The organism is Streptomyces sp. B15 (assembly GCF_018070605.1).
In the GTDB taxonomy this organism is placed as follows: Bacteria; Actinomycetota; Actinomycetes; order Streptomycetales; family Streptomycetaceae; genus Streptomyces; species Streptomyces smyrnaeus.
Window position 1 is genome coordinate 36,457 of the sequence record NZ_JAGPXJ010000030.1, and the last position, 15,161, is coordinate 51,617.

Below are 15,161 nucleotides of genomic sequence, written 5' to 3' on the forward strand. Positions count from 1 at the left end.
ACCCACCTTGAATGCGGCTCCCTCGCACAAAGTGCTCAGCGCACCGTTGGTCGTCGAGTTCCCCTTCACCCGCTCCCTCGGACCCGTGCAGAGCGCCTTTCTCACCGGGCTCCGCGAACGGACGGTGCTCGGCGTCAAGGCGTCCGACGGACGCACCCTGGTCCCGCCCACCGAATACGACCCCGTCACGGCCGAGGAGCTCCGCGATCTGGTGGAGGTCGGCCGCACGGGTACCGTCACCACCTGGTCGTGGAACGACCGCCCCCGCAGAGGGCAGCCCCTGCGACACCCCTTCGCCTGGGTGCTGGTCCGCCTCGACGGCGCCGACACCGCACTGCTGCACGCCCTGGACGCGCCGGACGGCCCGCAGGCGGTCAACACCGGAATGCGCGTACGCATCCGCTGGGCGGAGCACCGCAGCGGCGCCATCACCGACATCGCCTGCTTCGAACCCGACGACAGCGCCCCATCCACCCACCGGGCGCAGCCGCACCCGGGCGAGTTCGCCGACCCGGTGACCGGCATCGTGGCCGAGGCCCGCCTCGACTACACCTACACCCCGGGCCGCGCCCAGACCCGCTACCTCGACGCCCTGACCACCCGCCGCACGCTGGGCGAGCGCTGCCCACGGTGCCACAAGGTCTACGTTCCACCGCGTGGCGCCTGCCCCACCTGCGGAGTGCCCACCGGGGAACAGGTCGAGGTCGGCCCGCGCGGCACCGTCACCACCTTCTGCGTGGTCAACATCAAGGCCAAGGGGCTGGACATCGAGGTGCCGTACGTCTACGCGCACATCGCCCTCGACGGCGCCGGACTCGCGCTGCACGGCCGTATCGCGGGCATCCCCTACGACCAGGTGCGCATGGGCCTGCGCGTCGAGCCCGTCTGGACCGAAGGCGGACGCTACCCGGACCACTACCGGCCCACCGGCGAACCCGACGCCGACTACGAGACGTACAAGGAGTCGCTGTGACGAGCCGAGCCGGGCGCCGGGACGTCGCCGTGGTCGCCTTCGCGCAGACGGCGCACGTCCGCGCGGCGGACAACCTCTCCGAGGTCGAGATGCTGATGCCGGTGCTGCGCGAGGTGCTCGACAGCACGGGGCTGGCCGCCGGTCAGATCGACTTCACCTGCTCCGGCTCCTGCGACTACCTGGCCGGCCGCGCCTTCTCCTTCACCATGGCGCTGGACGGCGTGGGCGCCTGGCCGCCGATCTCCGAGTCGCACGTGGAGATGGACGGTGCCTGGGCGCTCCACGAGGCGTGGGTAAAGATCCTCACCGGTGAGGCCGAGACCGCGCTGGTGTACTCCTACGGCAAGTCCTCTGCGGGCGATCTGCCCGAGGTCCTCACCCGGCAGCTCGACCCGTACTATCTCGCCCCGCTGTGGCCCGACTCCGTCTCGCTCGCCGCACTCCAGGCCCGCGCCCTGCTCGACGCCGGGGAGACCGACGAGCGGGAGCTGGCCGACATCGCCGCCCGCAGCCGAAAGGCGGCCGAGGACAACCCGCACGCCCAACTCAGCGGCTCGCCCGGCGCCGACACGCTGCTGGAGAGCGACTACCTCGCCCGACCGCTGCGACCGCACGACGTGCCCCCGATCACCGACGGGGCCGCCGCCGTCGTGCTCGCCGCCGGGGACACCGCCCGCCGGCTGACCCGGCGCCCCGCCTGGATCAGCGGTATGGACCACCGGATCGAGGCGCACAGCCCGGGCGTACGCGACCTGACCGACTCGCCCTCGACCCGGCTGGCCGCCGAGCGCGCCGGGCTGTTCGACGCCGGGTCGCCACCACCGGACGTCGCCGAACTGCACGCCCCGTTCACCGCCCAGGAGATCGTGCTGCGCAAAGCGCTGCGGCTCGACGGGAGCACCGTCGTCAACCCCTCGGGCGGGCCGCTCGCGGCCAACCCCGTCATGGCGGCCGGGCTCGTCCGGATCGGCGAGGCCGCGGCCCGGGTGAGCCGGGGCGAGGCCCGCCGCGCGGTCGCGCACGCCACCTCGGGGCCCTGTCTGCAGCAGAACCTCGTCGCGGTCCTGGAGTCCGACGGCGCCGGAGCCGAAGGAGAACGCCCATGAGCACCCCGACCAGCCTCGGTGGGAGCGGCAAGGAACCCGTCGGTGTCGTGGGCATCGGCCAGACCAAGCATGTCTCGGCGCGGCGGGACGTCTCGATGGCGGGGCTGGTACGGGAGGCCGCGGTACGGGCGCTGGCGGACGCCGAGTTGGGCTGGGCCGACATCGACGCCGTGGTGATCGGAAAGGCACCCGACTTCTTCGAGGGCGTCATGATGCCCGAGCTGTATCTGGCCGACGCGCTCGGCGCGGTCGGCAAGCCCATGCTGCGCGTGCACACGGCCGGCTCCGTCGGCGGCAGCACCGCGCTGGTCGCCGCCAACCTGGTGGCGGCACGCGTGCACCGCACCGTGCTGACCCTGGCTTTCGAGAAGCAGTCCGAGTCGAACGCCATGTGGGGCCTGTCGCTGCCGGTACCGTTCCAGCAGCCGCTGCTGGCGGGCGCCGGCGGGTTCTTCGCACCGCACGTCCGCGCCTATATGCACCGCACCTCGGCACCCGACCACATCGGCGCGCTGGTCGCCTTCAAGGACCGCCGCAACGCGCTGAAGAACCCGTACGCCCACCTCCACGAGGAGGACATCACGCTGGAGAAGGTGCGCTCCTCACCGATGCTGTGGGACCCCATCCGCTACTCGGAGACCTGCCCCTCCTCCGACGGGGCCTGCGCCATGGTGCTGACCGACCGCGCCGGTGCGGCACACGCCCCGCGATCGGCCGCCTGGGTGCACGGTGGCGCCATGCGCAGCGAACCCACGCTCTTCGCGGGCAAGGACGCCGTCTCGCCGCGCGCGGGCAGGGACTGCGCGGCCGACGTCTATCACCAGGCGGGCATCGGCGAGCCGCGCCGCGAGATCGACGCGGTGGAGATGTATGTGCCCTTCTCCTGGTACGAGCCGATGTGGCTGGAGAACCTCGGCTTCGCCAAGGAGGGGGAGGGGTGGAAGATGACCGAGTCCGGTGCGACCGCACTCGACGGAGACCTGCCCGTCAACCCGTCGGGCGGTGTGCTGTCCACCAACCCCATCGGCGCCTCCGGGATGCTCCGCTTCGCCGAGGCGGCCCTCCAGGTGCGCGGTGCGGCGGGCGCACACCAGGTGCCGGGGGCGCGCAAAGCGCTCGGTCACGCCTACGGGGGCGGCTCCCAGTTCTTCGCCATGTGGCTGGTCGCCGACGAGCCGCCCACCGGCTGAGCTCCGCTGCGACACGACCCCGCGGCACCGGGCGCGGCACCTCGTTTTCCCCTGGGCCGCGCCCTGTCCGAGCGGCCCGGGCCGTGGTTAGGGTGGCGCCGGGACGACGATGACCGGGAGGAGCACCAGCGTGGCCGACAGCACCATCGGGCAGCCCGAACTCGACCTCAGCGGGGCGCAGTGGCAGTCGAGCAGCCGGGGCACCGGCGATGTCGAGATCGCCTTCGTGGAGGGGTTCGTGGCGATGCGGCACGGCCGCCAGCCCGACAAGCCCGCGCTCATCTTCGAGCCGGGGGAGTGGCGCGCTTTCGTCCGCGGGGCGCGCGAGGGCGAGTTCGATCTGACGTGACGCGCCCTGCGCCGCACCTTTCCCCGCTTCACCGCCGCAGGCGCTCTCCGCGGGCGTAAGCTCTGGGCATCTGCCCGAGCACGAGGACGGCGAAGACAGCACGGACGGCGAGGACGGCGACGGTGGCGCTGCTGGAGCGGGAGGCCGAACTCACCGCGGTGGAGCACACCGTGACCGCGCTGTGCGGCACCGGCGCCCCGGACGTGGACGGCGGAACGGCTGAACGGGCAGGCGGTCTCCTCGCCTTCACCGGGGCGCTGGGACTCGGCAAGACGGCGCTCCTGCGCGAGATCCAAGCGCGCGTGTCCGCACGCGGGGGTACCGTCCTGTACGCGTGCGGAGGCGAGCAGGAGCAGGAGGTCGGCTTCCATCTCGTCCGTCGGCTGCTGAGGCCGCTGCTCCCCGCGCTCGACGAACGCCGGCTCCGCGCCGAGCTCGGCAGCTGGTACGACCTCGCCGCACCCGCCGCCGGACTGCCCGCCCCCGACCCGGCCGTGGTGCCGGACCCGCGCGGCGTACGCCTGGCCCTCGACCGGCTCTTCGCACACCTCGCCGAGCGCCACGCGCCGCTCGCCGTCCTCGTCGACGACGTCCACTGGGCCGACCCCGCGTCCCTGGCCTGGCTGACCGGATTCGCCCCACGCGTCCCCGAACTCCCGCTCCTGTGTGCGCTCGGCTACGACCCGAGCGAACCGCGCCCCGACGTGGCGGCTCTCCACTCGGCCCTGGTGAACGGCCGGGCCGAACCGCCGTACGGCCTCACCGAGCTGAGCACCGACGCGGTGTTCGAACTGGTCCGCGGAACCTGTGCCGGCGAGACCGGCACCGCCCTCGCCCAGGAGTGCCGGAAACTCACCGGCGGCAACCCCCGGGCGGTGACCGAGCTGCTGCACCGGGCCCGCGCGGCGGGTTTCGAGCCGCATCCCGACAGCCGGCCGCGGCCGGCCGAACTCGCCCCGGCGTCGCCCGACGGGGAACTCCTCCACCGGCTGGAGATGCTGGGCCCCGACTGCGTACGGCTCAGCTGGGCCGTCGCCGTACTCGGCGCCGACGCCACCCTCCCGTTCGCCGCCCGCGTCGCCGGGCTCCGTGCCGAGGCCGCCCGCGGCGCGGCGGACCGGCTCCGCGAGGCGCGGGTGCTGGACGCGCCAGGCGGCGCGAGCGACGCGCCCCTGACCTTCCGCCATCCCGCCCTCGCCGGAGAGGTCTACCGGGCCGTCCCCGCCGGTATCCGCACCGCCCTGCACGGCCAGACGGCCGCCGCCCTCGCCGCGACCCCGGGTACGCCCCGCGGCTCCTCCGTGCGTCACCTGCTGGAGGTCCACCCCGACGGCGATCCCGTACTCGTCGACGAGCTGCGGCGGGCCGCGCACGAGTACACGAGGGCGGGCGCACCCGACGCCGCCTACCGGTGTCTGGGCCGCGCCCTTCGGGAACCGCCCACCCGGCGTGAGCGGCCCGACGTCCTGTACGAGCTGGCCGCGGCGGCCTTCCGCTCCGGCGCACCGGCCGCCACCGTCCACCATCTGCGCGCCGCACTCGAAGAGCCCGCCTGCGACGTGGAGCAGCGCCTGCGGGCCGTCCGCCTGCTGGTACGGGCCCTGTCCCGCACCGGTCGCCCCGAGGAGGCCCTGCGCACCCTCGAAGCGGAGGTGCGGCGCGCCACCGACCCCACCGGCAGGGAGGCACTGCGCGCCGAGCTGAGCCTGTGGCGCGCGCTGCACTCCGCGGCCGACGACGAGAGACCTCCGCCCGTCCCGGCCCTGCGCGCCTGGTACGCCCTGCGACACGGCGAACCCGCCGACACGGTGCTCCGGCTCGCGGAGGACGCGGTCGCCGCCGGACTGCCCTGGACGGACGACCCGTGGGGCTGCGAGACCCCGGCCCTGGTGGTGCGGGCCTTCCTGCACTGCGGCCGCCCCGACCGCGCCGAGCATCTGTTACGGCAAGGGATCGCCGCCTGCGAGCGCGTCGGCCTGCACGGCGAGCACCTCGCCCTCGCCCGCACCCTCCTCGACCGCCCTTGACCGGCCCCCGGCCCTTGGGGGAGTCGCCGTAACGGGGCACTGACTGGGGGCGATCACCGGGGGCCACGTACTATTGCGGCATGTCGTTCCTCCGCCGCCGCAGCGCCGCCGTGCCCGCAGGCCCGGACTTCGATGTCCTGGCCATGGACCCGTCCGACTGGCCGGGGAATCTCGGCGCGGGCCTGCTGCCCGCACCGGACGGCACCTGCCAGGGCGTCTTCCTGCGCTACGACCTGTTCGGCGGACGCGGCCCCGCGATGATCATCGGCAATCTCCCCGAGGGCTCCCCGGCCCGGGACGTCGACGAGGGCGATGTGCCCTTCGAGGTGGCGCAGCTGCTGTCCGCGCTGGAGAACGACGAGCACGTCGAGGTCGTTGGCACCGAGGACGACCCGGTGATGCACGAGGACAACTTGCTGATCGTGCGCCGGATCAAGCTGTCCGAAGACCGGATCTCCTGCGTCCAGTTCGATCGCAGCGACGGGGTGCTGGTCACCATCGCGAGCTGGGACCGACCCATCACCAACGATCTGTACGCCCTGCTCAAGCCGCTGCCGGCCGAGATGTTCCAGCAGTAGCCGACCGCACCCGTGCGGCGCCCGCCCGCGCCGGTGGGCCGGTGACGCGGTACGCCACGAGGGCGGCGGCACTCGTGCGTGCCGGCCGCCCCCGGACGTCCTGCCAATCGGGTGCGACCCAGGTCAGCGGAGCACGCGGACGTCCTCCGCCTTGACGAACGCCACCCGGTGTCCGAGCTGGATCTGGTAGTACCGCTGCTTGCCCCGGACCACCTGGAAGTCCTTCGCGTCCGGGTCGTAGGTGACGGCGTACAGATACTCGCCCGGCACCTTCGGGCCCGCCACATAACGCTGTCCGGCGGCGAACTTGTACGGCAGCGGGGAGAGGGCCTGCGCCGGTACGCCCTCCGGGTACGCGGCCTGCTCCGGGTAGGCGCGTCCGTACACCGGGACCTCGTCGAGCCCGGCGCGCGGTGTGAGCACAGCGCCCCGCCCCGGAACGGCGGTCGGCTGGTCTGCCGGGTTGTGGAACCACGCCTTCTGCCCGAGGTACCAGATGGCCGTCCACTCGCCCTTACGGTCCGCGACGGCGTACTGCTGGCCGGTGGTGGCCCGCGCCCCGGTGTCGTTCACTCCCGTGGTCGACGGTGTGCCGTCGGGCCGCAGCCCCACGTCCTTGACCAGCGGCGAGGAGGCGTCCGGTGCCTGGTGCAGCCGGACGGCGGACGAGCCGTGCTCGGGGCAGGTCCTGCCCGCGGACCCGCACCCGGTGAACTTCGGCTTGTGCTTGTCGTAGGTGGGCCGGATCGTCACCACGCCCGACTTGTGGCCCGCCTTCGCGGTGAAGGGCTTGCCCATCAGCGTGAAATAGTGCTGCCAGTCCCAGTACGGGCCCGGGTCGGTGTGCATGCCCTTGATGCTGGAGGTGGTCGGCCCCGGCACATTGTCGTGGCCGAGGACGTGCTGCCGGTCCAGCGGGATGTCGTACCGCTTGGCCAGATACTTCACCAGCCGCGCCGAACTGCGGTACATGGCCTCCGTGTACCAGGCGTCCGGGTCGGTCAGGAACCCTTCGTGCTCAAGCCCGACCGACTTGGAGTTGATGTACCAGTTGCCCGCGTGCCACGCGGCGTCCTTGTTGCGCACGTGCTGTGCCACGTGCCCGTCGGACGACCGGAGCGTGTAGTTCCACGACACGTACTTGGGGTTGGTCACCAGATCGAGTGTCGTCTCGTACGTCGCCTCGGTGTCGTGGACGACGATGTACTCGATCTTCTGAGAACGGGGCCGCCGCGCCTTGTCGTGGTTGCCGTAGTCCTCGTCGCCGTTCTCGTCGGTCCACTTCTCGTACGGCGCCGGGTACCACTCGCAGTCCACGCTGCGCGGGCACTCCGCGCGGCCGTCGGCCCGGCGCGCCCGGTCGGCCGCCGCGGGCGGACGCAGCTTCGGCGCGGCCCGCAGAGCGACGGTCTGACCCGTGTCGGTGGTACGGCGCTCGCCCGCCCGCAGGACGTCGAACACGTCATCGGCGAACGCGGTGGCGTCCGGCCCGCTCCGGCCGCCGCCCGGGTACGCGGCAACCGCCTCGTACCAGTCCGCCGGGTCGGAGCTGAGCGGGTGGCCCAGCCGCCGCTGGGCGTCCGCCAGCAGTGCGGCACCGCCCCGCACGTTCGCCTCCGTCGAAGAGCGCAGCCGGTCGGCGGGGAGCCCGGTGAGCTCGGCGGCGCGCTTCAGCGTCCGCAGCCGGGCGGGCAGCTTCCCCGCCGACTTCGGCTCGGCGGGTTCGGCGGCGAAGCGCGCCGGTCGTCGACTGTCCCCCCGGGCGTCCTCCGCACCGGTGTGGTGGTCACGCTGCCGGGAGGAGGTCAGCGCCGTCCGCGCGTCGGTGAGGTGCATCGGGCCGTAGCCGCCGGAGACGCTGGGCGCCCCCTGATGCGCGTCCCAGCGCGACTGGAGGTACGAGACACCCAGCAGCACGCTCTCGGGCACGTGGTAGCGGTCGGCGGCAGCGGCGAACTGCTGCTGGAGCGTGTCGTCGCGCGGCTGGTCGGCGGTCGCCCGGGTGCCTGCCGCCAGCAGTGGGACGACCAGAGCGGCCGCCGCCGCACCGACCACCGCACGGCGGGCGGTTCGGCGGGTGGTGCGTCTGTCTCGGAATCTGCTCACGCGTCTGTCGGCACGTGAGCCGCCGCCTGTGGCGTTGCGGCCGTCGTCGGCTGGTGTGTTGTCGGGGGCACGGACGGATCGTGGCAATGCCGCCTCCTGGGACCGGGCGCCGTGGGATCACGTGCGCGAGCAGTCCTCAGACGTACCCATTTGCCGACGAGCCGTCAATCATTCCGCACAGTGTGCTCCTTCCGTCGTCGGGCCACCGGGCGAACCCGCACGTCACCCCGGTGGCCAGGCCTGCCAGGCACTCGGGGCGTCACCGGTGCAGACCGGTGACGCCGCCGTGCCGCACCCGATCGGGCGATCCGCGCCCGTTCAGCGGGTGCCCACTGCCGCGCGTACGGCCCGGCGAGCAGTGGCGCAGTCGTCGTGCAGCCTGCGCAGCAGCAGCCGCTGCTCCTCGCCCGTCGGTATCCCACCCGCCCGGACCGCGGCGGCGGCCTCTGCCGCGACCTGCGGGGAGGAGTCCTGCATGGTGCGCTGCACCGCCATCTCGTAGGTACGGATCTCCCGGGTGAGGATCAGCATCAGATTCACCAGGAAGGCGTCCCGCGCCGCGGGACCGGCCGCCTGCGCGAGTTGACTGAGCCGGCGCCGGGCCAGCGGCGCGTCCCCCAGCACCGCCCACAGCGACGCCAGGTCGTAGCCGGGCAGGTACCAGCCGGCGTGCTCCCAGTCGACCAGTGAGGGTCCTGTCGGACCGAGCATCACGTTGGTCAGCAGGGCGTCGCCGTGGCAGAACTGCCAGGGCACCCCGCGGCGGCCGCCGGGGCGGCCGGGCTGGGCCAGACCGTGCAGCAGTTTCTGCAGATCGCCCAGGTCACGGTCGGTCAGCAGCCCCTGCTCGTGGAAGCGGGCGAGCCGTGCCGGGTAGTCGAGAGGGCGCTCGAACGCCGACGGCGGCGGCTCCCACTGGTTGACCCGGCGGAACGAGCCGATCACCGCTCGCAGATCAGCGCGCGGTGGCGCCTCGAACGGGTGCCGCTGCGCCGCTGCCACCCTGCCGGGCACCCGCTCGATCACCAGCGTGCAGGTGTCCGGGTCGGCTGCGATCAGCCGGGGGGTGCGCACCGGCGGGCGGTGCCGTACGAAGGCGCGGTAGGCCGCTATTTCGTGCTGGAAGCGTTCGGCCCAGGCCGGCGAGTGGTCCAGCAGGCACTTGGCGATCACGGTGTTGCGGCCCGCTGTGCCGGACAGCAGCACCGAGCGTCCCCGCTTGCGGAGCAGTTGGACGGGCGTGAACTCCGGGCAGATCCGGTGGATCGAGGCGATGGCGGCTCGGAGCTGCGCACCTTGCGGGCCGGACAAGTCCAGCCTCCCGCTGACGGGTTGGGACACGGTACCGGGGGCGCGAAGATCCATGCGTGCGCCGGCGTGCGGGCCGGACGGGCCCGGCACGGGCGAAGGGCCGCGCGACGGATCGGGCGCCAGCATTGCCGGGCCCCTTCCGTAGGGCTGCGGCGCGGGGGCCGCACGAGGCCGGCGCTGCACGGACACGGGGGACGGTGCTGAATACATGGGCGCGCGAGATCCCTTCGTGTGCCGACGGGTTTCGGCGCCTCCTCGGCTGTCTGTCGGGCCTGTGCACCCTGGGGAATGCGAGCCGGACGACAACGACCGGGGTGGCGCGTTCCTACAGCACACCCCGGCGCGGGTGGCACACCATCTGGCGGACCCTGGCGAACCCTGGCGAATGCTCTCGGGGCCGCCGTACCGAGCCGTACGGAAGCTACTGTCAACTCAGCCGAGAACCTGGGGGCTTGATGTGACAAAGGGACCCAACGCACGCCTCGCGGACCTCTTCGCCCTCGCCGGCTGGTCGAAGGGCGAGCTCGCCCGACTGGTCAACCGGCAGGCGGCAGCGATGGGGTACGCGCAGTTGGCGACGGACACCTCACGGGTGCGGCGTTGGATCGACACGGGGGAGACCCCGCGCGATCCGGTGCCCAAGGTGCTGGCGTCCCTGTTCACCGAGCGACTCGGCCGTGTCGTGACCATCGAGGACCTCGGGTTCACCAGGCCGGGACAGTCAGCTCAGGGGGAGCCCGTCGAAGGGCTGCCTCTACCGTCCGGGCAGGTCGCCGCGGTCCTCACCGAATTCACGGGAATGGACCTCATGCTCAACCGACGCGGCTTGGTGGGTGCGGGCGCCGCGCTCGCCGCAGGATCGGCACTCACCAGTGCCATGCACAACTGGCTCAGCACGGACCCGGCGAGGTCGACCGCGCAGACTGCCGGCGGAAGGGCCGACGCCGTCCTGGCCGGCCACTCGTCCTACGACCGCTACGAGGCGGCCCCGGTGGGGCTGCAGGAGGTCGAGGCGCTGGAACACTCGGTGGAGGTCTTCCGCGCCTGGGACGCCGCGCGCGGCGGCGGTCTCCAGCGCAAGGCGGTGGTGGGCCAGCTCAACGAGGTGGGCGGCATGCTCTCCTACCACCACCCCGAGCCGCTGCAGCGCCGGCTGTGGGGCGTCGCCGCCAATCTCGCGGTGCTCGCGGGGTGGATGTCGCACGACGTAGGGCTGGAACCCACCGCGCAGAAGTACTTCGTCATCGCCGCGCACGCCGCGCGGGAGGGCGGCGACCGGCCGCGCGCCGGGGAGGCCCTCTCCCGCGCCGCCCGGCAGATGGTGCACCTGGGCCGCCCCGACGACGCGCTCGACTTGGTCGGGCTCGCCCAGTCCGGCTCCGGAAACGAGGCCCTGCCCCGCACCCGCGCCATGTTCGCCACCATCGAGGCGTGGGCGCAGGCGTCCATGGGCCGCGGCCAGGAGATGCGCCGCACCCTGGGCCGGGCCGAAGAGCTGTTCGCCTCGGACAAGGGTGATGCGGCGCCGCCCAGTTGGATGCAGATGTTCGACGAGGCGGACCTGCACGGTATGGAGGCGCTGGCCTACCGTACGCTCGCCGACCACGAGCCGGTGGCCGCACGGACCGCGGAGCAGCACGCCAAACGGGCCCTGGCGCTGCGCGAGGAGGGGCGGCAGCGCTCGCAGATCTTCGACTACATCTCGATGGCCTCGGCCTGCTTCATCTCCGACGACCCGGAACAGGCGGACCGCTACGCCCGGCTCGCCCTGCTGTCCATCAACGAGAACTCCTCGCACCGCACCTGGGACCGGCTGCGCGAGATGTACCGACTCACCGGCCGGTACGCCGGATACGGGAAGATCGAGGATCTGCGTGCGGAGATCGAGGAGGCGCTGCCCCGGGCACCGAAACCGTCGCGGAGCGGGAGGAGCCTCAAAGACGCCGACGAGCTGAAACGGGCGCCCGGGGGCATCCGGGACATCCGCGGAGCGCGGGGCTCCAAGGGGGCCAGGTCCGTATGAGACGGGAGAACGGGTGAACCGGGACAGGACGGAGTGAGCCGGACGGTCGCTGAGGGGCCGCTCCGGCTCACCGGCTCACGGTGTCACGCGGGCGACCAGGACGCAGGCGTCGTCCTCGCGCTCCCGGTCGGCGAACTCCTCGGCGACGGCCCGGACGCACTCCTGTGCCGAGTCGGCCGTACCGAACCGGGCCGCGAGCCGCAGCATGCGGGCGCTGCCGGCGTGGAGCGCCGGCAGCCGCGGCGTGCCGTTGCCCGGCCCTCGGCCGGTGGGTGCACCAGGTGCGTCGTCGGGCGCCAGCCCGTCGGTGTGCAGCACCAGCAGGTCGCCGGGCCGCAGCTGTTCGATGCGCTGCCCGTACGTCGCACCGGAGGTGACACCGAGCAGCACACCCTCGGGCCGCCGCAGCACACTTCCGACGCCGCCCCGGAACAGGAGCGGCGGCGGATGACCGGCCTGCGCCCAGGTGAGGGTGCGGGAGCGCGGCTCGTACCGGCAGCACAGGGCGCTGCCCAGGGACGGCTGTGCCGAGGAGTCGAGCAGTTGGTTGAGATGCCCCATCAGCGCGCCCGGCTCCACACCGGCCAGCGCCATTCCGCGTACGGCGCCCAGCAGCATGGCCATGCCGGAGGTCGCGGTGACTCCGTGCCCCGTCAGATCACCGGCGGTCAGCAGTGTCGCACCGTCCGGCAGTTCCATCGCGTCGTACCAGTCGCCGCCGATCAGCGCGCTGGAGGCGGACGGCAGATAGTGGGCCGCCAGGTCGAGGGCGCCGGTGGTCCGCTCGTCGCCGTGCGGGAACCGGAGGGAGCCGCGCCAGGGCGGCAGCACGGCTTCCTGGAGTTCGACGGCCACCCTGCGTTCGGTCTGGGCGATGTGCCGCTCGCGCTGGAGGGAGTCCCGGGACTCGCGCACCGCGTGCTCGCTGCGCCGCAGTTCGCTGACGTCCCGTACCACCGCCCACATCGAGGCGGTGCTTCCCTCGTCGTCGAGCACAGGCTCGCCGACCATGTGCACCGTGCGCACCGAGCCGTCGGGCCGCACCAGGCGGAACTCCCGGTCGATCGCCCTGCCGTCCACCAGGCAGTCGGTGAACGCGGCGGCGAGCGCGGGCTGGTCCTCGGCGACGACCCAGGAGGGCAGCTCGTCCAGGCTGAGGGGGCCGTCCTCCTCGGTCCTGCCGAAGATCCGGTAGAGCTCCGCCGACCAGGCCACCGCGTCCGTCAGCAGGTTCCATTCGGCGCTGCCGACGCGGCCGACGAGCTGGGAGGGCTTCTCGTGGTGTGACGCGGGCGGGGTGCCGTAGGCGGCGCCGGGCGTCCTCGCCGACGTCTCCTCGGGCGGCTGGTCGGCGATGGGCCAGGCTCGTGGCGCCTCCGGAGGCATGCCCTCGCGTAACTGATCGAGCTGGCTGCCGAGGTCGTCGAGCTGGTGCACGGCAAGCTCGCACAGCGCGCGCTGCCACCGCGTGCGCGGGTCGGCGCCGGCGACACCGGGGTCCGTTCCGGCCCCGTCGCCCGCGTTCCCTCCCGCGCCCCGCCGCACCGCGTCGAGGCCGCCGCGCAGGGTGCGGGCCTGGGTGATGAGAGCGTCCAGCGTGCCGCGGTCCGGTGGCTGTGGTGCTGAACGGTCCGCATGGAGGTGGGAAGCCATGGAGAGCTCCGATACGGGGGAGAGTCGATTACGACTGTGACACAGCCCGCGACTGCCCGTAAGGGATTCGGCCACACTCGATGCGGTGGTGCTGCTGTCATATGTCCCGGTAGGTCGTCGGCACATCGTCCCCAGGGGCCGCCGGGCTCGGCGGAATAATTGCTTCCGGGTAGGCTCCAGCTCTTGACCGGGTGCCCGCTCCGCCAAGTAAAACGCAGGAGTAGAACCGCGGTCACCGGCAAGAATGCCGGGCAACGGAAATCCCGTTGCCAGTCGAATACCCCGCACCGGATGCTGACTCTTATGTTCGTCGATTCCGTCGATTCAGACATAGCGCCCAGCGGCACGCTGCTCGGCCTCCTTCAGAGGGGCCGTGGCGACGGCACGCTGCACGCCCTCGCGGCGCCGCGCGCCGAAGCGCTCAGCGCGCTACGGCACTGCGTCCTGCACGACCCCAGGCGCGACTGGCAGATCGAACACCGCTCCTTGTACTACGCCCGTCTGCACAGGGAGCTGGACGCCGGGCTCGACGACATCGCCGCCCACCTCTTCGACCCCGCCGACCTGCTGTGCACCCCCGAAGAGGCCGAGGTGCGCACCGGGCTCGCGCTCTCCGTGCTCGGCCACCTGGCCTCCTACGCGGCAGCTCAGGGCGACAGCTGGCAGCAGAACGCCCCGCTGCGGCTGCTGCGCCGCTACGCAACCACCGGCACCAACTGGCAGTGGGCCCTCGACGAGCTCGCCGTCCGCGACGACGACGCCGGGCTGCGCCCCCTCGGGCCCGCCGTGCTGGCCCGCTTCCCCAGGACGCCCGAGGGCGACGCAGAGCTCGCCGAAGCCGCCCGGGACGCCTTCGAGCCCCGCCCCTGGCGCCTGTGGGCGGAGGACTCCGCACATCCCGAGCAGGCCGACCGGCTGCGGCGCGCCCAGGAGTGCCGCTCCTTCGACCGCTGGCAGCGCCAGCTGCGGACCCCCGGGCCCCGCCCCGGCTGGAGCGTCCGCGAGATCCTCGAATGGGCGCAGGACGGGTACGACGAGCATCCCCGCCAGTATCGCGAGGCGCCCGCGGCGCGCTGTCTGTCCGCCGTCGCCGGGCCCGAGGACCGGCCGCTGCTGCTGGCCGCCGCGCGCGGCCCCCAGGAGGCCGCCCGCGCCGCGGCCCTGCGGCATCTGTCCGACCGCAACGACCCCGATGTGCTCGACCTCGTCGAAGAGGCCGCTGCCGACCCCTGCGAGACCGTCGCCCGCGCCGCGCTCTCCTCCTTCGCCCGTATGCGTTCCAGGGCGGCGCTGGAGCGCGCCAGACGGTGGGCCGCAGCCCCCGAGGGCACCCTGCCGCCCGGGCTGGCCGCCGTCGCCGCCGAGATGCTCGCCTGCCGGGGCGGCGAACAGGACGCCGACGCCGTCCTCGCGGCCCTGCGCCGCACCATCCGCCTCGAAGGGCCCGACAGCGCCGCCCTGTGGCCGCTCGTGGACGGTGCCGGGCGGCTGTCCATCAGCTGTGCGGCGCCCGTACTGCGGCACATCTACCGCGAGACCGCCTCCTCCCAACTGCGCGGCCGCACCGCCCGCTCGCTGGCCGCCACCGATCCGTCCTTCCCCGCCGGGTTCGCCATCGAGTGCCTGTGGGACTGCGAGGAGTCCACCCGGCAGGTGGCCGCCGAGTGCGCGGCGACGGGCGACGCACGGGTGGTGGAGCGGCTGCGCCGGCTGGCCGCGGACCCGGCCGAGGAGGCCGGGGTGCAAACCGCCGTGCGCGGTCGCCTGGCCCCGCCCGCCTGACGCCGCGCCGTCGGCCCGACGGCTGCGGGCGCAGGTCTCGCCTTGCGGTGGGGCCGGGCGCGG

11 protein-coding genes are annotated in these 15,161 nt (G+C 73.3%); 8 read left to right on the forward strand and 3 right to left on the reverse strand.

All coding sequences use genetic code 11. The features are described 5' to 3' along the window. Window positions 1–7: 7 nt before the first annotated feature. From KBY19_RS16185 to KBY19_RS16210, 6 genes are all read left to right on the forward strand, one after another. Window positions 8–973: a Zn-ribbon domain-containing OB-fold protein gene (locus tag KBY19_RS16185; RefSeq protein ID WP_185016254.1), complete on the forward strand. Its 966-nt coding sequence runs from the start codon at window positions 8–10 to the stop codon at window positions 971–973. Further along, window positions 970–2,079, forward strand: a complete 1,110-nt coding sequence (locus KBY19_RS16190) for a thiolase domain-containing protein (RefSeq protein ID WP_099878439.1) — start codon at window positions 970–972, stop codon at window positions 2,077–2,079. The genes KBY19_RS16185 and KBY19_RS16190 overlap by 4 nt, the downstream gene beginning before the upstream one ends. After that, a complete protein-coding gene (locus KBY19_RS16195; RefSeq protein ID WP_099878437.1) occupies window positions 2,076–3,269 on the forward strand; it encodes a thiolase domain-containing protein in 1,194 nt (397 codons plus the stop codon). Before KBY19_RS16190 ends, KBY19_RS16195 begins: the two co-directional genes overlap by 4 nt. A gap of 109 nt (window positions 3,270–3,378) precedes the next feature. Continuing rightward, complete coding sequence (locus tag KBY19_RS16200; RefSeq protein ID WP_099878435.1) at window positions 3,379–3,618, forward strand: DUF397 domain-containing protein; 240 nt, start codon at window positions 3,379–3,381, stop codon at window positions 3,616–3,618. Window positions 3,619–3,740: 122 nt separating this feature from the next. Further along, window positions 3,741–5,645 carry an AAA family ATPase gene (locus KBY19_RS16205; protein ID WP_210966000.1) on the forward strand — a complete coding sequence of 635 codons (1,905 nt, stop codon included), beginning with the start codon at window positions 3,741–3,743 and terminating at the stop codon, window positions 5,643–5,645. Window positions 5,646–5,725: 80 nt separating this feature from the next. Further along, window positions 5,726–6,223, forward strand: a complete 498-nt coding sequence (locus KBY19_RS16210; protein ID WP_099878430.1) for a hypothetical protein — start codon at window positions 5,726–5,728, stop codon at window positions 6,221–6,223. 123 nt (window positions 6,224–6,346) lie between these two features. Here the strand turns inward: KBY19_RS16210 and KBY19_RS16215 are convergent, their stop codons facing one another. Together KBY19_RS16215 and KBY19_RS16220 are read right to left on the reverse strand one after the other, a co-directional pair. Further along, a complete protein-coding gene (locus KBY19_RS16215; RefSeq protein WP_307843521.1) occupies window positions 6,347–8,329 on the reverse strand; it encodes an N-acetylmuramoyl-L-alanine amidase in 1,983 nt (660 codons plus the stop codon). Window positions 8,330–8,647: 318 nt separating this feature from the next. Continuing rightward, entirely contained in the window at window positions 8,648–9,850 is a 1,203-nt protein-coding gene (locus KBY19_RS16220; protein WP_099878426.1) for an aminoglycoside phosphotransferase family protein, read from the reverse strand. Window positions 9,851–10,097: 247 nt separating this feature from the next. Here KBY19_RS16220 and KBY19_RS16225 point away from each other — a divergent pair, with 247 nt between their 5' ends. Beyond that, on the forward strand, window positions 10,098–11,663 hold the full coding sequence (locus tag KBY19_RS16225; protein ID WP_210966002.1) for a hypothetical protein: 1,566 nt from the start codon (window positions 10,098–10,100) through the stop codon (window positions 11,661–11,663). A gap of 75 nt (window positions 11,664–11,738) precedes the next feature. Here KBY19_RS16225 and KBY19_RS16230 read toward each other — a convergent pair whose 3' ends face one another. After that, window positions 11,739–13,316, reverse strand: a complete 1,578-nt coding sequence (locus tag KBY19_RS16230) for a PP2C family protein-serine/threonine phosphatase (protein ID WP_210966003.1) — start codon at window positions 13,314–13,316, stop codon at window positions 11,739–11,741. Between the two features lie 303 nt (window positions 13,317–13,619). Between KBY19_RS16230 and KBY19_RS16235 the strand changes: the two genes are divergently transcribed. Then, the gene (locus KBY19_RS16235) at window positions 13,620–15,098 is read left to right on the forward strand and encodes a HEAT repeat domain-containing protein (RefSeq protein ID WP_185019306.1); all 1,479 of its coding nucleotides are present in this window, start codon (window positions 13,620–13,622) and stop codon (window positions 15,096–15,098) included. The last annotated feature ends 63 nt before the right edge of the window (window positions 15,099–15,161 follow it).